This window comes from Dictyobacter formicarum (assembly GCF_016587435.1).
In genome coordinates, this window is the sequence record NZ_BNJJ01000003.1 from 237,601 (window position 1) to 256,418 (window position 18,818).

Genomic DNA, 18,818 nt, shown 5'->3' on the forward strand with positions numbered 1-18,818 from the left:
AAAGGTCTGCTGCTGATAGGTCTTGCGCGTCCCGTAGGAATAGATATGCTACACTCAATTTTAGCAATCACGCCAATTGATTGCCAACCATCGGCAGCATGTTGTTCATGCGCGCTCACAATCTGCGCGAGAAGGCTGTTCCATCTTTCGCTTTCCAGAGGAAGACAGAGCAAGGCGCGACGACATCCTAAGAGAAAAAGGAAGGATACTCTCTTTTGAATGAACAATGGTTACACGACTACACCGTCCTGGTGTTGAGGCTGCAAAAAGCAGTTGATGCGCGCACATCCTACGAGCCAGTTGAGGAATATCTGCCACCGGAATGGTATGAGCAAGTGCAGCATGAGCCTGTTCAGTTGGGAGATACGCTCGTACGCGATACGCAGGCGTTAATGGATACCCTATCTCAGCAGCATTTTGAGCCACAACGGGCAGCGTATCTGGCGAAGTTGCTGCGTGCGTTGGAAACGGTCAGCCGTCGTTTGCAGGGTGAGCGATTCTCGCTGCAGGAGGAGGTCCTGCGCTGCTATGATCTTCACATCGATTGGTTGCCCGAGAGCATCTTTGAACAGGCACATGCGACCTATGATGAAGCGCTGCCCGGAAGCGGCAGCTTGGCTGAACGCTTCCAGCAATGGAAAGCGGCTTTCACGTTGCCGAAAGATCAAGTCCATCTGTTGCCTATTTTTCTCCAACGTGGCCTGGACGAGGTTCGGCGACGCATTCAGGAACTTGTTCCCCTGCCAGTGGATGAGCAGGTAGAGATTGAGCCTGTGATTGATCGGCCTATACGAGCGATAGCCTGTTATCTGGGGAATCATCGCTCGCGCATCTACCTTAATCCTGCGGTGCCTTTTCCGCTGACCGATCTCTTCTATGTACTGTGCCATGAAGGCTATCCTGGCCACCTCGCGGAGGCTATGTTCAAAGACGAGGCCCTCGTTCAGCAGCGAGGGTATCTTGAACAGCGGGTGGGATTCCTGTCCACGCCGCCGTTTGTGATCAGTGAGGGGTTGGCTCTCCTCGCGCATGAGATGCTCTTCGCCCCTGGAGAAGCGGAGCAGTGGTTGGCTGAACATATCTATCCAGAAGCGGGCATATCTCCCGACGGGAGCGACCTGACGAAGATCCAGCGCGCCACGGATCTCTTGTTTGGTGTGTCGTGCAACGCTGCCTGGCTCTTGAGCGAAGGACGCACGGAGACCGAAGTGAAAGATTATCTGATGCGTTACGCGCTCATGGACGAAGAGGCAGCGCAGCGCCAGCTTGCCTCATTACAGCGGCAACTCCGCGAGACCTACATTTTCACCTACTTCTATGGCCGTCGGCTGCTCGAACCAATCTTGCGAGGACCACAGCGCCGTGAGCGCCTGCATCAGTTGCTTACCCAGCAGATTCTGCCATCTGATCTAGAAGAAAGGTCACAGTAACTCGTGGAGACGGAGCTTTGCGTCTCCGTCTCTGCATACAGGGATGATGGGGAATCAGCACATCCAAACCTTAGCGTATACTTTTCAAGTTTGGATACGCTGACCCCTAATTTGCTAAGCTGGGCTAGGAGCATATCTTTCTCTCCCTCCAAACAAGTACAACTGTAGTGTCACAGCAGAGAAAATAATTTCATTGGGAACATGTCTCTCACGATGATACTAGTCGGCCTTTTTTCTCAATTCACAACCGAGCTGTACCGGTTTGTTCGGTTTTAAACTCGACTTCTTCAAGATACATACAGATTATATGAATAGAACTGTCCATCTCTCTGCCATCCTGCAGCTTCGTAGAGGGCCTGGGCACTGCTATTATTGACGGCAGTTTTTAAGGTTAAGCCTCTGGCCTGGGTTTCTATGGCAAATTCTCTTGCGCGGTCTAAGAGGGCCTTGCCGACACCAGAACGTCTTGCTTCTGGTATGACAAAAAGATCGTTTAATATCCACAGAGGTTTCAGTGAGATCGAGGAGAAGGAGGGGTACAATTGCGTAAATCCATACACCTGCCGTATTCCATTTTCGTCACTTTCGAGTGACAGAGCGAGGAAGATCACTGAACTGTTTTCCTGCAGGCGTGCAGTGAGAAAGTTTTGCGCGGCTGCTACGTCTGTTGCTTGCTGATAGAACTGGCGATATGCGTCGAAGAGCGGTGCAATGAGTGCTACATTGTCTATTGTTGCCCTGGTAATCTCAAAGGTAGGTTTACGCATGTCCATAACTTTCTCTTTAGCCTTTCCAATGCTCGTTGCGGAACTGACAGTCGATGGGAAATGGCACTGAGCAGTCCGCTTGTAACCAGTTTCAGTCTTCAAGCCATTGCGTGATGAACTTTGGGCTTTGATGGATGTCGATTTGTCTCAGCGGTCCCTCGCCAGAATTGATAAACTTGTGGGGTGTGTCCTCGGGGACAATCACGATGTGTCCTGCCTTTGCACTCACCGTCGCTGAGCCAACCGTAAAGGTAGCCTCACCTTCCTGGATGACGAAGATCTCTTTATAGGGATGTTGATGCAGCCGTGGGCCGCTCCCTGGTGGCATATCCACCCAGATAAAAGAAAGGCTTGCGTCCCCATGTTGATGTCCCTGAAACTCATAGGTATTGCCATATTGATGAAGTTCATCTTTGCTGACTATGGTATAGTCCATTTTTTTCTCCTTCGATCAAATTTAATCAGGAAAAGTGCGTATGATCCTATTTGGTAAACCGCAACTGGAACTCAAAGCCAGGCAGTTCCTCTGCCTCTATGCGTGTATAGGTTGCTCGAGGGCCTCACGAGCAATAGCATGCAGATGCCCAAGAACAGCAAGAACCATTATCTGCTGTGAGAACGGCTCTTGTTGTTATTCCCGGCAGGTTCTCGTATAGGCACGAGCACTGCTGGCTTATGCATCAGGTAGCTGACGGAAACTGAGGGCGATCCGATTCCAGGCATTAATGTCTGCCAGGAGAAAAGTGAGATCCACCAGTTCTTTTTCGCTGAACTGTTGACGTGCCTGCTCATAGACATCATCGGGTACATGTCCTTCGGAGATCAGGGTGACAGCCTCTGCCCATGCCAGCGCGGCACGTTCACGCTCATTGAAGAAGGGGGACTCGTGCCAGACGACAACGGAATGGATTTTGCGTTCGCTCACCGCGTGTTTTTTCAACGCTCGTGTGTGCATATCGACACAGAGTACGCATCCGTTGATCTGTGAGGCACGCAGACGTACGAGGTCCTGTAGAGCGGGTTCTAGTTCACCCGTCTCTACATAATCGTCAAGTGTCGATATTGCTTTGACGGCTTCCGGGGCAACTTTTCCGTAGTTAATGCGTTGATACATAGATTCCATTCCTTTTCAATTTTCTGGTACATAGTGAATTCTGGTTGACGAGGATTGGGATAGGCATGCCTCTTACGTTTGCACGTATGGTGCAAGGCCTCTTGTCCTCCCGCTTGAAGAGAATATATCATCACAATGGCCCTTCTACAAGAGCCAAATTGCGTTATAATGATGGTGCCATTTTGAAAATGAATGATATTTGCCTGGAAGATTACATTGGGTTCATGCCTACTGTCCCTCATCAAGTGCAAGCACGCATTCTGGAGCGGGTTCACGAGACACCGGGGATACCCCTTTGCAGATAGCTCAGGCATTTACGCCAATGATATCTATGCGATGCTAGAGCACCGGTCAAGAAATCAGGCAGAGTCTGAAGTTTAGCCGCAAGCTGCTGAGAACGATGCAAAGGTAGACGACCGTGCAGCACCGTAGGCCGGAGATTCCAATGCCACATAGTGGCCATTGAAAGCAAAGCTTACATCTGGACGTACATTTCCAAGAAAGCGTTCGAGCTGCAATTTTGTCACGCCAGGAGTAACAAGAAGGGTCTGATAGAGCTCTAATTCCGCTCGGCGATGCTCCTCACTTTCACCAGAGTTGTTATACTCACACGCTGTATCTGGTCGATGAGCAAAGTGGGGAATCTTTTTTCTACCTTTTTTCAGAATCACTGCATCGTGACAGGCGGGACAATAAAACGGACCATCATCCCTTCGACATCCATCGCCAGGGCTTCTCCATACCTATTCATTGTGCTTAGCATGATTCATCTCTTTCACATGACCTGGTTGAGCAACACGACAACCATGCTGAATACAGTGCCATCTCCTTTACATATTCGCTCGTTAAATCTGATGGAAACGAGGAAGCATCACCATCAGACGGTGCTACCATAGCATTGAAAGAGGGGCAGAACAGGGGCAGCGATGGCTAGAACACTACAGCCGCACTTGTGTGAAGGCAGAGAGCAGCAGGAACGTAGAATGGCTCAGTGAAGGAGCACTACTCTGCGTACGATTGGAGTTTTGCCGCCATCTGTTCCAGACACGAGATCGTCAGATGATCCGTGGTGCCCAGATACTGTTTGTAGTCCTGCTGATGGATTGTGCGATAGGCATACCAGGTCCGCTTTGGCCCCTGATCATATCCTCGGCACGCACTCAAACGCCCAGACTTCCCGATAAAACGAAAGGATGAGAGGGAAGCTAACCAGGCAAACCACTCAGGAGAATCCGGAGCGAGCGGCAGTTCTCCTTGCTGCGGGCACACGATCACATAGGTGTCGGCTGCCCCGTATTCGATCAGAGGCAGGACCCGGCGGCGTCGGCTTTCAGCAGGAAGAGGAGTCCAGCTGCGATGACATCCTGCATCAGGTGTGCCATCCACGCTCACCTTCTGGCAGGCTGCTTGCCTATCCTCCTGCTGCATGACCTGCTGGACAGGAGCTGGAAACGTGACCGGAGGAGGAAGATGACGCAGTTGAACAAGCTGTTGTTGCAACGAAGCCACTTGTGCTTCCAAATGAGCCATCTGCTTGAGCCGTGCGACCTCCTCTGGGAAGGGAATGGGCTCGCTCACAGATGATGTGTCAGTTCGGTTTGACTTGAGGGCGCGACTGTGCAGGGCAGCCAGATGCTGGACTTGCTCCATGCTTAGGCATTTGACACGCCGGTCTGCGGGATGAATCTGCAGTGACATATTGGCTTGTCGTAGCCAGTTTCGTAACGTCTTAGGATCAATGCTGAGCATTTCACAGCACGTCAACAACGGAAAGGTTGTCATCATCAGTTCTCCTTTCAGGCGAGAAAACAGCACTGGGAAGATTCCCTGAGAAATCCCGGGGAAAAATCCCTGAGAAGATTCCCTGGGATTTTTCCCCAGAATCGACAGCGGATACAGATGCGCACACGAACCAGGAACGGGAGTGAGCAAGAGGACAGGAGGCTTACCCTGCCTTGAGACGCCGTCTGGTATGATAATAGCTTGCTCGACTCTGGTGGCATCTTCGCCACCAGGACCAAGCGAGCAGCAAAGGGACATTGTGAGGAGCAGGCCAGATCAGTTGCGCAAGCAGGTGACACACCTCAGGTCTCGTCAATGGATGTTGGGAGATCTCTTGTTGCGGGTTATCCAGCCCTGCTGCCCTGGTCGTTTGATCCTGTGCACACAGACCCGTCAAAAAGGCAAGAGCAAGCATCACGAGCGTGATATGTCGATACCAAGCGGTCCAGGTGCGTACCTCATACTGATCAAGCCCTAGATCTTTGCCTGTTTGAAAATCCTCTTCGATCCCCCACCTTGCTCCCATGACGTTCACCATCACGGGAAGGGGTGTTCCCTCTGGTCCGAAGACAACGTAATACCTTTTGTCCGTGGAGTCGGTCGGATTGCGGCGAATGAGCAACCAGTGCTCCTGATCCTCCTCACATCGATACAGTATGGGCAAAACTGCCCAGTCGAACCAACGTGGCCCTTTGGTTCCTTCACCCATCGAGAGGCACTGCCAATCGTGTGCGTGCAGAAAGCGCGTCTGGGCTTGTGCCACCGTCATGCGCTGGCGTCCCTGTGGGGTCATGATTTCTACAGGTTCATCGCACGTCACCGCCAGCACATAGTTGTAGTGATGGAGAAAGAGCCAGGTGCGCAGATCCTGATTACTTCCATAGACTGTATCAGCGACTACCCAGGCAACGGGGATCTGCGTCTGGTCAACCCGCTCAAGCATCCGTCTGGCTAACTCACATTTGGTCTGGAAATGAGTCGTTTCCGGAATCCCCGCTTCACGGCAGCGTTCAGGATCCTCGAACCAGCATTTGGGAATGTAGAGTTCACGATCCAGTAAGGTGTGTCCTTGCGCACCAATGTAGGAGACAAAAACGCCGACCTGGCAGTTCTGGAGCCGTTTGGCTGTCCCACAATACTGACGCTTGACTCCTACGGACTTGCGTCCTCGTTTGGGAAAGCTGGTCTCGTCAATGGCCAGGATCGCTCGAACGTCACCGAAGCGTTCCAGGACATAGGCACGCAGATCGTCGCGTACCAGATTGGCATCCCAAACGGTGCTGGTCAGCAAACGCTGCATCCCATCAGGACGCGCTTCCCTGGCATGCTCGGCAATCTGCCAGCCATTTTTGCGCGGGATCTCGCTGAGCAGACCGTGCAGATAGGCAAGCACGCGAAGACAGGGTTCAGGCCGGGCAAAACGAGGAGCAATGCGGGTATGTACGTGCTCTAATTCCTGGTTCCATTGCACGACATCTGTCAGTGTGGTCCTGGTTGACTGTGGTATGGTATGGTCAGACGGCTTCATGTTTCTCTCCTTTCAGATGGAGTCTTCTGTGTTTGGGATTGGCCCTTACAGAATGTCACATCTGGAAATTGAGAGCGATGAAGCTTTTTTTCTGGCCTATCTCGCCTCTTCCGGTTGGGTTAACAAGTGCGGCTGTAGTGGCTAGAAGGGAAAGGTAGGGGCACCATGAAGCAGGCCTATTGCATAGATTTTCTTCCTACGCCTCCACTACTCCTACCTCCACCTGCCTCCTGTACCAGAGCTACCAGCCCCAGGGCAGTATGATCGGCGTAGATCGCGTTCCTCGATAGAGGAGAAAACATCATGAAAGATACGGTACGATCATCATAGCCACAAAAGGATCATATCAAGCAGCAGAAAAATGAACAGAATATCCAGCAATTGCTCATCACCATTCCACAAGCAGCCCAGAGCCTCGGCATTTCTCGTGCCAAGCTCTATTTACTGCTCGCACAGCAGAAAGGGCCTCCAGTGATTCGCTTTGGGAGATCCGTACGCATCTCCATCGACTCCCTCCAGCAGTGGATTAAAGAGCAGGAAACGCATCTCTGTGAGTATTCAGCACAAGCAATAAAAAGAGAGACATACACGCTATGGGCAAACGGGCAAACGGCGAAGGTACAGTCTATCAGCGCAAAGACGGACGATGGACGGCCGCTATCACAGTAGGACAAGGCAAAAGGAAATATCTCTACTTTGCAACACAGAAAGAGGCGGTAAAAGCCATCAGGGAAGTAAATAACTTGAAAGATCAGGGGGTCATGCTTGCAAGCAAAGATCAGGCGGTTGCCTTTTTTCTGGAGACGTGGCTTCAGGATACGGCACAACCTCGCCTGCGTCCAAAGACCTATATCCGCTATCAACGATATATCTATCAGCAGATCATTCCAACCCTGGGCAACATCAAGCTCCAGCAGTTAATGCCTCAGCATTTGCAGAAGTTGTACAACGGGGAGCTTAAAAAGGGATACGCCCCGCAGACGGTGAAGCACGTACACCGTGTGCTGCATCGGGCATTGCACGATGCACTCCGCTGGGGCCTGGTTGCACGCAATGTGTGCGACGCGGTGGATCCACCATACGTGCCCAGAAAAGAGATGCAGGTCCTCAATGCGGGCCAGGCCAAGCACTTCTTGCACACAACGCAGGGCGATCCCCTAGAAGCCCTCTACGTCCTGGCATTGACGACGGGCATGCGCCAGGGTGAGCTGCTGGGACTCAAATGGGAGGACCTCTCCTTTGAGACCAAGCGACTCCAGGTCAGGCGCACAGTCTCCCGCATCGGGAAGATGGGTTTTGTGGTCAGCGAACCAAAGACGGTCAAGGGCCGGCGCAACATCTCATTCACGGACCTTGCGCTTGAGGCCTTACAGCACCATAAGATTCGTCAGCATGAGCTTCGTCTGAAAGCCGGAGCCGACTGGAAGGAGCAGGGCTGGGTGTTTTGCAATCAACGTGGCAATCCATTGGAGGCCGGTAACGTTCTGAGGCGCTCATTTAAGCCGCTCTTGAACAAAGCCGGGCTTACCGGATATCCGCTTCCACGATCTACGGCATAGCGCCGCTACGTTACTGCTGGCGATGGATGTGCATCCAAAGATCGTTCAGGAGCTATTGGGGCACAGCAATATCAGTATGACACTGGATACCTATTCGCATGTACTGCCATCCCTGCAGGAGCAGGCAGTCACACGCTTAAACAGCTTTTTCGCGACCACGGCAACAGGGCGCTAACCGCCCTGTTGATGTCACGGTTGATGTAAGCGAGGGGACAAAAGGGGCCCGGCACGCGGCCAAAAGAAAAGAACCCGCCTGAGAGGCGGATTCCTAGAGGCGCGCCCAGAGGGATTCGAACCCCCGACACTCGGTTCCGAAGCTCAATACTGATCTAAACGCGCCTCTCAGGCGGGTTTACGGTAACTATACCTCTGCTCCGACATGTGTTCTACTTGGTTTTTTCGCTCTGCCTTTGCTCGGGCTCGTCACGCTTGTTTGTCGCCTCTGTTTCCAGTCGTTCAGGGCTTCCTTGTATTCGAGAAGCATCCTGTTCTCTGACGATTCAATGTCTAGCTCAAAGGTGAAGCGCCCTGTGCTCACTTCCTTGAACGTGCTAAAACCTGCGTGCCTGATTATCCTGATACCCGATGGGGTATTGCTGGCCGCATAAACTTTGGCTATCTCGATGCCGCTTTCTCCCCAACTTGTGAGGGTCCTGGAGAAGTTCTCCAGCAGGATTTGAGCGTATGTGCCCCTCCTGGCCGGGGGAACTGTCGGCGTGGTAGCCAGGTCAATGATGATGCACTCAAGAGGCTTTCCAGGGTCAAAAGTTTCTACGTTTTCTGCCCCCAGCAACCACCCTCTCGTACCTTCCTTGAATTGCTCTATGGCCTGGTGCTCCAAGGGGAAAATGTTGATGTACGCGACCAAGTGATCACCGTCATACAAGTGATAGGTGGAGTCGGGGTTCTTTTCCCTGAATGCTCGTCTCAGTGCTACAGCTTCGGGAAGTCCAGCTCTGGAACCGAAAACAAGACATGCGAGCTCCACTTCAGCATCCATATCATTAACGGTGGCTTTTCTGTACTCTAGCCCTATCGCCCTCTCCGCCAGCATTGTTGCCTCGATTTGACCTGCTAGCTTGTTAATGGCTTGCTTCGAGTAGACAGGGTGTCTTCTCCCTGGCAGGTAGACTCTCTTTACACGCTCCGTTTTTCCCCAGTATTGGAAGGTATCTTCATCTATTCCTAATACTTTTCTCGCGTCTGCAGCTGAATAATACAGCTCAGCTAATTCTTTACTAAGTTTCATATTACCCTTCCTTTGGCCTCTAAGGATTTTCCTGATTTTAAGTATAGTATACATTTTATGAAATGTATACATTTTACGGTTCCGACATTATTTCCGAATTATCTGGATTTCCGACACTAGGAATTTCCCATTTTTACGGATTTTACGGATTATCTTGACATTCAGGATTTTGTCGTGGTACTATATTGGCAGGGGTTCCGGATTTTACGGAATTTCCAGAAAGTTTGAATTTCTTGGTAGAGAAGTGTTGAGCTAGAGTTGGCAGACCCTAGCCCAACGGTTGAGCAACTAGTTTCGCCAGTGTAGCAATAACCAGGTCCTCACTGTGCATTCTTGCACATAGGTCCTGGCTGAGGCAAGGAGGTCCTATGCGCAAACTGCTTCTTATCGGGCTGGTGATCGTGGCCGCTGCTGCTTTGTATCCCTCGTTTCAGGCAGTGGCCCAGCACCAATCAAGTGCGAAAACGTCCATACCCTCCTATGTATCTATGGCTCGCCAAGCGGCGACGGATGCAGGCATTTCACCTGATCTCTTTGAGCGACAGATTGAGCAAGAGAGCAAGTTTGATCCTCGTGCGCTCTCTCCAGCTGGTGCGCAAGGGATTGCACAGTTTATGCCTGCAACCGCTCGTGCTCTTGGCATTGATCCCTGGAACCCTGAACAGGCCCTCAAGGGAGCGGCTCGTCTCATGGCAACCTACAACAAGCAGTACCACGGCAATTATGCGGCCGCCCTGGCTGCTTATAATGCTGGCCCTGGTGCGGTTAAGACGGCTGTTGATCAGTGTCGATCACAGTGGCAACGTTGCCTCCCTGCGGAAACTCAACATTATATCGCTGTCATTCTAGCTGGACAACGGGAGACGCACTCATGACGTTTCGTGCTTCGCGTGGCACGTATACACATCTCTGCATCCATTGTGGCGGACTGGCTTATCAGCAATGTTGCAGGTGTGAAGCTCCGCTCTGCGGCTCCTGTGCTCTGACGGTTCACCGTCGCGTCTATTGTCAAAACTGCGGTCCGGTTAAAAAACGTGTGCAGAAACAATCAAGCAAATAACAGAAAGAAGAGGTGCTCTATGGCTCTAGTATTAACAGGTATCGTGAATGGCATTCGTCCCGTTGGTGGGACCATTGAAAAAGGCTCCCGCGCTGGTGAGCAGTGGCATTTCCTCTCCATGGAAATTACTGATCCTCGCTATGGTCGCGTCTACTCCTGCCAGCTGCGTAGCAATGACCGCCAGTATAAGGACCTGGTCGAATCGAAACCGGGGAAGGATGACAAAGGGCGCGATATCGAGATTCACACCCTCAAAAAAGAGTTGGCTGGTCACAAGGTCAAAGTCACCTTTGTCAGCCAGACCGCCGGTGAACGCGAGATCGAGGACAAGAACTCCGGCGACAAGCAGACCATTCTGCAGATCCGCACCCAGGTCACCAATTTACGTGACCTCGGCCTTCCCGAAGACGACGACGAATAGCATGTTGTTGCGGTTGTCCCTGGTGGGATAACCGCTCTCTTCGCTCTCTGAGCAGAAAGGATACACCCCATGGAAGACGCACAGAACTACACCGATACGCAAGAGTTTGCTGACCTGGTCCAAGAGAATCCGGCTGCTGCGTATACCGAGGGCCTGGGACACGCGATCAATACGTCACGTCAGCAGCGCACACCTCGGCCAGGCTTCTTCGGTCGGCTGCGCTCGGCCTTTACCAATGACGAGGACCCAGGAGCCGGGGCTGCGGTTCCGCGCACTCCTCGTCCGGCGGCTCCCCCAACTAGTACTGAGGCGCTGCCTGCGGATTATTCCATTGAGACACAACCAGCAGTCAGCCCGCGCTTGAATACCTCGCTGATGACACCTGAACAGCTGCGCATCCGGCGTATGAACCTGGTCGAGGGGTCCAAGTTCGGTCGTCCCGCCCATGAGCGGTTTATGCTCTTCCTCCTCAAGTTCTGGCTCTTCCTGGGGCCGATTGCCTTTGTGGCTCTGACCACGTCAGAGGTGGCTTATGTGCTGACACGCCTGGTGCCAGCTGGTGACACGGCCGATTATGTGATTGCCGGTGGTGCGCTCTTCATCGACCTGGCCATGATGTTTGTCACCTTCGGCGTTGCCATCAAGCGGCGCGATCTGGAGGAAAAGCGCGAGTCCGGAGGCATTGTCTCCAAGCGTGAAGAGGGCGAGGTCTGGTTAGGAACGGGCATGTGGTTGGTCTTCGCGCTGATCAATATCATCAGCCAGACGGCCTTTCTGCTGCATGTGATCGGCCAAAGTCACGACGCTAACATGACGATTCTCTATGTGTTCATCGCCTCGCGTGTCGCCGGTTTCATCCTGGGTGACGCCTCGACCGCTTTCTTCCTCGCCAAAGTGGACGGCAGCGCCCTCAAGCTGATCGCCCGCGGCGAGCGCGAAAAGGGCGCGATCTATCGCGAGATCGCGCAAGCCGAAGGCGAGCGCAAAACCATCGAGGCCAAAGCAGAAGCGGATATTCTGCTGCTGCAGATCAAAGTCCAGCAGGAAAAGGAGGACGCCGAATTTCTCGCCGAATTGAAGCGCCAGGTCTTTAAAGATATTCTCACGCATCGGCGCGCACCCAACACGCCCGAACTCAGCGAGCCAACCCGTTCCCGTATGCGTCGACTCGATCAATAACTGTTCTCTCTTTTCTCTTGAATCTTTTAGCGCCACGCGCCAACCGCCCGGTTCATGAGGTGCGCCCATCGCTCCCGTGTTCCGGGCCTTCTCCCCTCATCCGACACAGAACAGAAAGGAGTTCGTCTATGGCTGATCGATCACCCAACACCATCGTTTTCACGACCACTACGACGGCCCACGAAACGGACGCCGAAACAGCCCTCAGGCATCCAGGAGCCGAGGCACGTACCCCAACCCTCGGCGACGATCACGCCCGCCCTGCGGCGGTGCGAAGCAAGCGTTCTACCCCGAAGCATGTGCTAGGCTTGGAATGGCGAGGCGAGAGGGTATCTCATACGTCCCTCAGTATATCCTCTCGCCTCGGCATGGAATGCGTAGCACATTGCGGAGTGGGTGGAGACGCTAGCCGCAACGAAATCACACGAGGTATCTCAGCTCAATTGCTCATGTTTTCTAGCGCGCACGTAAGCCATAAGAGCCCACAAAGATGCTGCAAATGCGAACATGCCCACCACTATGGTTGCCCAGAAAGCCCAAGTCTCCAATGGCTTTTTCACAAAGGTCAATTGTTCCCAAGTGCCATAAATAGCCACCAATATAATAAACAATTCGCTGATCATGACAGCCCGATAGTGGGCCGCTCGCTGCTTCCGTTGCATTTTATGCTCCTCACCGATAAGTTTTATGCCTTCCTCATATACGTAGCTTTCCTCTATATTGTTGTGTCTGGAGACAAACTGCACCCCACGAAACCAGTAACACGTGGGGTAACACGTGGGGTGCAAAATACCTGCTCTTGTTCTCTTTCTTCTCTTCTGGAGGTGTGCCTATGAGCATGTATGATGTAGCCCTCTGGCGGTTCTGGCCGTCCTTTGAATTCCCGATAGTTGACGAGGTTGAAGCATCTTCTCCCTTGTTGGCTGCGCTCAATCTGATGCATCGCTGTCGGTTGAAACATGCCTCCTATGTGGCAGTAGCCGCGCCTGGTGGTGTTATTACCCGATGGTCCGATGGCCTTTCGCTCGTGCTGGATGAGGAAACAGAAGAACAGGAGATGTCACAATGAATGACGAGATGCTCCTGGTGTCTCCGGTTGAGTTGAAGGTGGTCAACCGTGGCCCTGACACCTTCTTTGTGAACTTTAAGTTTGTAGGATCGGATGGCCGCCCCAATGGTCAGCCTCTCCCTGACCATATCGCGAACCAGCTGGATGACTGGCAGAAGACCGCCCGCAAAGAACACGTGCATATACCGACCTCACTGACCTTCACCTATTGGGCGGGTGAGCAGACCTACAGCCAAACCTTGATGATACGTGAACATGGGTCAAGTCCCTGGTCCTGGCTGCTCTACTCCGATGATATCAAGATCAACATGTCCTATGGCACACTCAAGGGGAACGTGTTCTGCCAGGCGCGCTTCTCCTCGCATCTGCTCCACATGATCGGGCCGGAACAGTCCATCGTGGCGGCTGAGGCAATGCTGCATGAGTTCATTGGCGAAATGTTCCATCAGCAGGCATCGGAAGTGCACTTGTGCATAGACCTGCAGGGCTTCGACTTCTCAACGCTGTGCATCCATGATCCTGACCGATTTCCCTTCGTCTCTCGCGTCACCAACATCAGTGACCGGCCGCTCCCTCCAACCAATGAGGAGCAAGAGGGCGGCCTCTCTGAGCGGGACTACGCCAAGCTGCAAGAGCAGATTGAACAGGACAAGCACGCACTCGAACAGGAGTTGCTGCTGCAGCCCGCGCTGCGCACGACACACCGCCGTATTGCCACACTGGACTTCGGCTCTCATGCCTCGGACATCTCGGCCCAAATTTACAACAAGACACTAGAAATCAAGAAGCATCAAAAACAGTGGTTTGAACCGATCTGGATCTCGAATGGCTGGAATCGCCGCTCCGAGATATGGCGATTGGAGTTCCGATTTAAGCGGGCCTTCTTCAACAAATACGATCTCAATGAGGCGTTCTCGGTGATCGCCATGTTTGAGGCGCTCTGGAAATATGCCACGGAAGAGTGGCTCCGCTTTGTGGATCTCGAACAGTCCAGCGATTCGAACACCTCCCGGCTGCCGACACATCCGGTATGGGAACTGGTCCAGCAGGCCTACAGCGTCCAGCAGGACACCTGCACTGCTGATCCAATCGGGGAACAAGAAAACCGTCTCCAGCAGGTCATTCAGGAGAAGCCCCTGCAGGTGATCAAACAGGCCGAATACATCCGCCTGGATGACGAACTGCAGCAGGTATTCTTCTGGTCGGATGAGGATCTGCTCCAGCTGGTGCGCTCTGATGAATGTCCCGCGACCTGGTCGCGCTGTCTGCTCTCGGTGGCCTTCCTCTCCTACATCATTGAACTGCCGGACAAGCTTCGCATGGCGGAAGTGAGTAAACAATATGCGGGCCTGGAAGAAAGTCTACGTGATGTGTCGGTGGAGGTGCTTCGCGATCTGGCGCGCTCTGCCCTGGCCGGGCTCTCTCCTGATCAGCGGGCCGAACTGGTCAACCACCTTTCACCCAGGTCCTTTGAAGAAGTGCGGACCACTTTGGTTAAGCGAGATCGGCGCATGGCAAAACTGGACAGCCTTATTGCTCTGCTGGCCGGGGCATTTCGCTCGGCGGTCGCCCTGGCTCCGCCCGATGAGATCGGCGAGATCAGCAGCATTTCCGGTCAGCGGGTCCGACAACCCGATCTCTATTCGGATGCCCTGTGGGTGCTGCGCAAGATCCAGGACTACGACAAGAAAAAGGAACGGGTCTACTGTGAAGAGGTCTGGAAGAAGCGCCTGGCCTATGGCTTTGTTACGGCGCTTCAGCTGGAAGAGGAGCGGAAATACTACGGCGTCGACCTGGCTCCGTCCGACTGGTCCGAGATCAACACCGTCTTCGATGAATTGCGCTCTCCACGCAAACAGCAGCAGAAAAATAACAGCATTGGCTCTGGCTATGATGTCACTGATATTGCATAGGAGGTGCTTTATGAAAATTACAAAAGCTATTGAGGGATACATTATCGACTGCCGTACCCGTGGGCGTAGCGGGAAAACTATCATTTGGTATGAACAAAAGCTGAATAGCTTTGCTAAATGGCTGGATGAGGAAGAAGATACTCAGCACTTAGAACGGGTCACGATTGTTCACTTACGCTCGTTCGTCTTGTACCTCCAGTCTGAACCTGCAGGACGTAGGGCGGTCAATAAAGGGAATGGCGGCAATCCCGTAAAAATATCTGCCCTCACCATAAAGGGATATGTGCAGGTGATCAAGGGCTTTTTCTCCTGGTGCCTGGAAGAGGAGTTAATAGAAAAAGACCCCTCTAAGCGGCTCAAGCTCCCTTCAGTTCCCGACTATATGATACCAACTTTTACACCTGAGCATATCAGATTGATGCTCGACGTATGCGATCTTTCTACTACATTGGGCTATCGCGACTACACCATCATTTTAGTTCTGCTCGAAACTGGCATACGTGTTTCTGAGCTTTGCGGCCTGGAGACGCAAGATGTGTTTGAGGATCACATTAGAGTCTTTGGCAAGGGCAAAAAGGAACGAGAGGTCGGCATCTCTCCCCAGGTGGCAAAACAGCTTTGGAAGTATGTCAATCATTATCGTAAACCTGCGGATGAGAACGAACAGCGCATCTTCATCAATCGTTATGGTCAGCCGGTCACACCTAACGGTGTAGAACAGCTTCTCGTAGATGTTAAAAATAAGGCTGGCATCACTGGTGTACGGGTTTCTGCTCACACCTTCCGCCATACCTTCGCTCGGATGTACCTGGAACAAGGCGGCGAAATCTATAAGCTCTCGCGTCTCATGGGGCATAGCAGTGTCGAGGTCACAGAAGAATACCTTAAAGATTTCAAGTTACGGGCCGCTCGCCAGGAACAAGGCAAGTTCTCACCAGTGAATGCGCTTGATCTCCTGGGCAAGAATAAAAAAAGGCGTGGCAAGGATCGGCCTAGCTGACAGCAACCGCTGGCATTTTGACAGCAATTCATGTCGGAAAAACAGGGTGTCCGACACTAAGAATTGGCTAAAAATGGCTCTGAAGTTCTGCTATTCTGTAGTAGGGCTTTGGGGCTTTTTTGGCTTGTGGGGCTGGTTTAGTGGCTTAGATATGTTTAACGCGCCCAGAGGGATTCGAACCCCCGACACTCGGTTCCGAAGACCGATGCTCTAATCCGCTGAGCTATGGGCGCAACATCATCAATTTAGCATAACTTTATGTGGCTGTCAATAGGTTAGCGCTCAATTCATAGGGCAGGTTAGCTCAGCATTTCCGCCTTTCACCAGGACTATAGTCCTATTTTCGTGCGTTGATATGGTTGAAGATCGTAATTTGTCGATGCCCATGGTAATATTCTTGCAACAGCGTTGCGCACTGCCAGGTTCCCCTCTTGGTAAAAGACCCTATTTCAATGTTGAATGCGATGGTCATTTTTTCTATTGTTAACGTTTTTAATTGAGACAATATATCATTGATTTTAGTGAGGGGATGCGTTATCCCGGGCCGGTACGGTACTCCGGTAATTGCGAGGTTCACAGAAATATGAAAATACTGTATTGCACGACTATTACTTCAAGTGCCTTAAAATTAATTCGTCGTTATGAGGGTGAAGTCAGCGGGTGTGAAGCTACCATTTGTCATTATGTTCATGAAGAACCGAGCACAGATAAACATGGACGTATCGTTGAGGATGCCTTTAAGGTGTACTTCCCGAATAGCGAGGCGATTTGCTATACGCTTTCAGGTGAGATTTCTTACGTTTTAAAATAAATTTTTCTTTGTATGCGTGACACGAAAGAATCTGCAGCTGCTTGCTGCAGGGTTCTTTCGTGTCGCTATGCATGTGTCATTGTTACTCGATCAAAATGCCTTTCAATACTGTGACGGCCTGTCCTCCCAGGATGACGCGGTCGCCTTGAAGCTGAACGCGCACCAGGCCACCGCGCCTGGAGGCCTGGTAGCCGATGAGGGTGGAGCGCTGCAGTCGCTGGCTCCAGTAGGGGGCCAGGGCACAGTGCGCCGATCCAGTGACGGGATCTTCGTTGATGCCGACACGCGGACCGAAGAAGCGAGAGACAAAGTCGTAGCCAGTGTCTGGATTGGCCCGGCTGGTGACGATGATGCCACGCACCGGTATTTCTTGTAATAGAGCGAGGTTGGGAGTAAGACCTCTGACTTGTTGCTCGTTTTCTACTTCGACGATGTAGTCAAACTTTCCCATTTCAACCGCAGTGGCGGGCACGCCCAGCGCGTCTAAGAGAGCTGCGGGTGGGGTAGTAGGCTGCGGTGGATCCGCTGGGAAGTTAAGCTCAATCCATTCAGCGTTGCGCCTGGCGGTCAATATGCCACTCAGGGTTGAAAAGCGGGCTTCGGCATCGGGTGCCAGGTAGCCTTCTTGCCACAGTACGTGCGCACTGGCCAGGGTAGCATGTCCACACAATTCGACCTCTACGGCTGGCGTAAACCAGCTTAGTTGAAAGCCTTCGCCCTGCCGTAGGAGAAAGGCTGTCTCCGACAGATTCATTTCGGCTGCGACCTGCTGCATCCATTGGGCATCACGTGGCTCGGACAGCACACACACTGCGGCCGGATTGCCTCTAAAGGGCTCGTCTGTAAAGGCATCTACCTGGATGATCGTTTGTTCCATCTCCCTTCCTCCTATTATAATTATAAGCTAATGGCATCATAGCACTGGCTTCGCTGTCCTGACCACTTGCGTGCTGCTTCCTCTTGTAATCTAGAAACCGCATGCTTGAATGCTGGTAGGCTACACTTTTTGTCTGGAGCCGACCTGTTGTATGAGCTGCTCCAACGGCATGGCGGCCAGCGAGGTGAGGCGCAAGTCCGCGTGATCCAGGGGAAGTTGGCCGGTAATAGGGTTAGGAATGGCGACGCAGAAGATACCAGCATTCTGAGCAGCACGCACTCCATTGGGAGAGTCTTCAAGAGCAATGGCCTGATCAGGTCGGGCCCCAAGGAGTTCCAGGGCGGAAAGATAGAGCTCTGGATGAGGCTTGCGGTGCGTCACTTCGTCTCCGAATTTCATGGCGTCGAACTTGTTATGCAGGCCGAGGCGGGTGAGGTGGTCTACGACCCACGCCCGTGGTGAACTTGAGGCGACGGCAATCTTTACGTCCAGTCGGCGAGCATCTTCGATATATTGCTCGACTCCTGGTAGGGCAAACTGCGTTTCGATGAGCTCAAGGTGACGCCGTAAACGTCGCTCGGCGAGCGAGTCGCGCACAATGGTTTGTCCTGTGAGCGTTTCAAGATAGTCGTGGGGATCAAAGGCTTCCGGCCCACTGCCAATGCAGGCGGCCCATTTTTCTAGTGGAAGACACTGCTGATATTCGTTATATATTTCTTGCCAGGATTGATAGGCGGAAATTTCGGTATCAAGTATAAGTCCATCAAAATCAAAGACCAGTGCGGTTATCATTCAACAACCTTTCGTTTCTCTGTACTTCTATTTTTTAGCAAAACATTCAAATTTATTCTCATCATATCACAATTAATGATCAGAGTTATGGACCTATTAGCGCCTATTTGGGCCTCCAGTCTGCTTGCACAGCAAGGGCTTTGCATTCAACCAGACCATAGATCACGCGCAATTTATGGGAAAGCTGTCCATTCCATCAGCTTGAATTTACCTCAAGCACATTTTATACTCAAACTATCCGTGCAATACAATTGCAGACATAGATAG

18 protein-coding genes, 1 tRNA gene and 1 pseudogene are annotated in these 18,818 nt (G+C 52.3%); 9 read left to right on the forward strand and 11 right to left on the reverse strand.

Features of this window, described 5'->3' with window-relative positions:
- The first annotated feature begins 215 nt into the window (after window positions 1-215).
- Complete coding sequence (locus tag JMI88_RS06135) at window positions 216-1,430, forward strand: hypothetical protein (RefSeq protein WP_201360917.1); 1,215 nt, start codon at window positions 216-218, stop codon at window positions 1,428-1,430.
- A 287-nt stretch (window positions 1,431-1,717) separates the two neighbouring features.
- On the opposite strand, the gene JMI88_RS06140 is transcribed toward JMI88_RS06135, so the two are convergent.
- From JMI88_RS06140 to JMI88_RS06165, 6 genes are all read right to left on the reverse strand, one after another.
- Window positions 1,718-2,203 carry a GNAT family N-acetyltransferase gene (locus JMI88_RS06140; RefSeq protein WP_201360918.1) on the reverse strand — a complete coding sequence of 162 codons (486 nt, stop codon included), beginning with the start codon at window positions 2,201-2,203 and terminating at the stop codon, window positions 1,718-1,720.
- 85 nt (window positions 2,204-2,288) lie between these two features.
- Entirely contained in the window at window positions 2,289-2,633 is a 345-nt protein-coding gene (locus JMI88_RS06145; RefSeq protein WP_201360919.1) for a cupin domain-containing protein, read from the reverse strand.
- Window positions 2,634-2,870: 237 nt separating this feature from the next.
- Window positions 2,871-3,311 (reverse strand): carboxymuconolactone decarboxylase family protein, encoded by a 441-nt coding sequence (locus JMI88_RS06150; protein WP_201360920.1) that lies wholly within the window; start codon window positions 3,309-3,311, stop codon window positions 2,871-2,873.
- 377 nt (window positions 3,312-3,688) lie between these two features.
- Window positions 3,689-3,982 carry a competence protein CoiA family protein gene (locus JMI88_RS40590; protein ID WP_201360921.1) on the reverse strand — a complete coding sequence of 98 codons (294 nt, stop codon included), beginning with the start codon at window positions 3,980-3,982 and terminating at the stop codon, window positions 3,689-3,691.
- Between the two features lie 331 nt (window positions 3,983-4,313).
- The gene (locus JMI88_RS06160; RefSeq protein WP_201360922.1) at window positions 4,314-5,096 is read right to left on the reverse strand and encodes a hypothetical protein; all 783 of its coding nucleotides are present in this window, start codon (window positions 5,094-5,096) and stop codon (window positions 4,314-4,316) included.
- 160 nt (window positions 5,097-5,256) lie between these two features.
- Window positions 5,257-6,621 carry an IS701 family transposase gene (locus tag JMI88_RS06165; protein WP_201360923.1) on the reverse strand — a complete coding sequence of 455 codons (1,365 nt, stop codon included), beginning with the start codon at window positions 6,619-6,621 and terminating at the stop codon, window positions 5,257-5,259.
- Between the two features lie 381 nt (window positions 6,622-7,002).
- Here JMI88_RS06165 and JMI88_RS40595 point away from each other — a divergent pair, with 381 nt between their 5' ends.
- Both JMI88_RS40595 and JMI88_RS06175 read left to right on the forward strand, forming a co-directional pair.
- Window positions 7,003-7,290 (forward strand): helix-turn-helix transcriptional regulator, encoded by a 288-nt coding sequence (locus tag JMI88_RS40595; RefSeq protein ID WP_201360924.1) that lies wholly within the window; start codon window positions 7,003-7,005, stop codon window positions 7,288-7,290.
- Window positions 7,291-7,382: 92 nt separating this feature from the next.
- Window positions 7,383-8,355, forward strand: a pseudogene (locus tag JMI88_RS06175) (tyrosine-type recombinase/integrase).
- Between the two features lie 186 nt (window positions 8,356-8,541).
- Here JMI88_RS06175 and JMI88_RS06185 read toward each other — a convergent pair.
- Window positions 8,542-9,429, reverse strand: coding sequence for a hypothetical protein (locus tag JMI88_RS06185; RefSeq protein WP_201360926.1), 888 nt, complete (start codon window positions 9,427-9,429; stop codon window positions 8,542-8,544).
- A gap of 368 nt (window positions 9,430-9,797) precedes the next feature.
- On the opposite strand from JMI88_RS06185, the gene JMI88_RS06190 reads away from it, so the two are divergent.
- The 3 genes from JMI88_RS06190 (at window position 9,798) to JMI88_RS06200 (ending at window position 12,089) form a co-directional block, all read left to right on the forward strand.
- Window positions 9,798-10,304, forward strand: coding sequence for a lytic transglycosylase domain-containing protein (locus JMI88_RS06190; protein ID WP_201360927.1), 507 nt, complete (start codon window positions 9,798-9,800; stop codon window positions 10,302-10,304).
- Between the two features lie 204 nt (window positions 10,305-10,508).
- Window positions 10,509-10,910, forward strand: coding sequence for a hypothetical protein (locus tag JMI88_RS06195; RefSeq protein ID WP_201360928.1), 402 nt, complete (start codon window positions 10,509-10,511; stop codon window positions 10,908-10,910).
- 69 nt (window positions 10,911-10,979) lie between these two features.
- Window positions 10,980-12,089 (forward strand): ATP synthase subunit B family protein, encoded by a 1,110-nt coding sequence (locus JMI88_RS06200; RefSeq protein WP_201360929.1) that lies wholly within the window; start codon window positions 10,980-10,982, stop codon window positions 12,087-12,089.
- Window positions 12,090-12,523: 434 nt separating this feature from the next.
- On the opposite strand, the gene JMI88_RS06205 is transcribed toward JMI88_RS06200, so the two are convergent.
- Window positions 12,524-12,751, reverse strand: coding sequence for a hypothetical protein (locus JMI88_RS06205; RefSeq protein WP_201360930.1), 228 nt, complete (start codon window positions 12,749-12,751; stop codon window positions 12,524-12,526).
- 170 nt (window positions 12,752-12,921) lie between these two features.
- Here JMI88_RS06205 and JMI88_RS06210 point away from each other — a divergent pair, with 170 nt between their 5' ends.
- The 3 genes from JMI88_RS06210 to JMI88_RS06220 are packed head-to-tail and all read left to right on the forward strand — an operon-like array spanning window position 12,922 to window position 16,071.
- Entirely contained in the window at window positions 12,922-13,158 is a 237-nt protein-coding gene (locus JMI88_RS06210; protein ID WP_201360931.1) for a hypothetical protein, read from the forward strand.
- Entirely contained in the window at window positions 13,155-15,071 is a 1,917-nt protein-coding gene (locus tag JMI88_RS06215) for a hypothetical protein (protein WP_201360932.1), read from the forward strand. Before JMI88_RS06210 ends, JMI88_RS06215 begins: the two co-directional genes overlap by 4 nt.
- Window positions 15,072-15,081: 10 nt before the next feature.
- Window positions 15,082-16,071 carry a tyrosine-type recombinase/integrase gene (locus tag JMI88_RS06220; protein ID WP_201360933.1) on the forward strand — a complete coding sequence of 330 codons (990 nt, stop codon included), beginning with the start codon at window positions 15,082-15,084 and terminating at the stop codon, window positions 16,069-16,071.
- 159 nt (window positions 16,072-16,230) lie between these two features.
- On the opposite strand, the gene JMI88_RS06225 is transcribed toward JMI88_RS06220, so the two are convergent.
- The 3 genes from JMI88_RS06225 to JMI88_RS06235 all read right to left on the reverse strand — a co-directional run bounded on the left by JMI88_RS06225 (window position 16,231) and on the right by JMI88_RS06235 (window position 18,551).
- Window positions 16,231-16,304, reverse strand: a tRNA-Arg gene (locus tag JMI88_RS06225).
- A gap of 660 nt (window positions 16,305-16,964) precedes the next feature.
- Window positions 16,965-17,759 (reverse strand): PhzF family phenazine biosynthesis protein, encoded by a 795-nt coding sequence (locus JMI88_RS06230; protein WP_201360934.1) that lies wholly within the window; start codon window positions 17,757-17,759, stop codon window positions 16,965-16,967.
- Window positions 17,760-17,879: 120 nt separating this feature from the next.
- Window positions 17,880-18,551, reverse strand: a complete 672-nt coding sequence (locus JMI88_RS06235) for an HAD family hydrolase (protein ID WP_201360935.1) — start codon at window positions 18,549-18,551, stop codon at window positions 17,880-17,882.
- Window positions 18,552-18,818 lie beyond the last annotated feature (267 nt).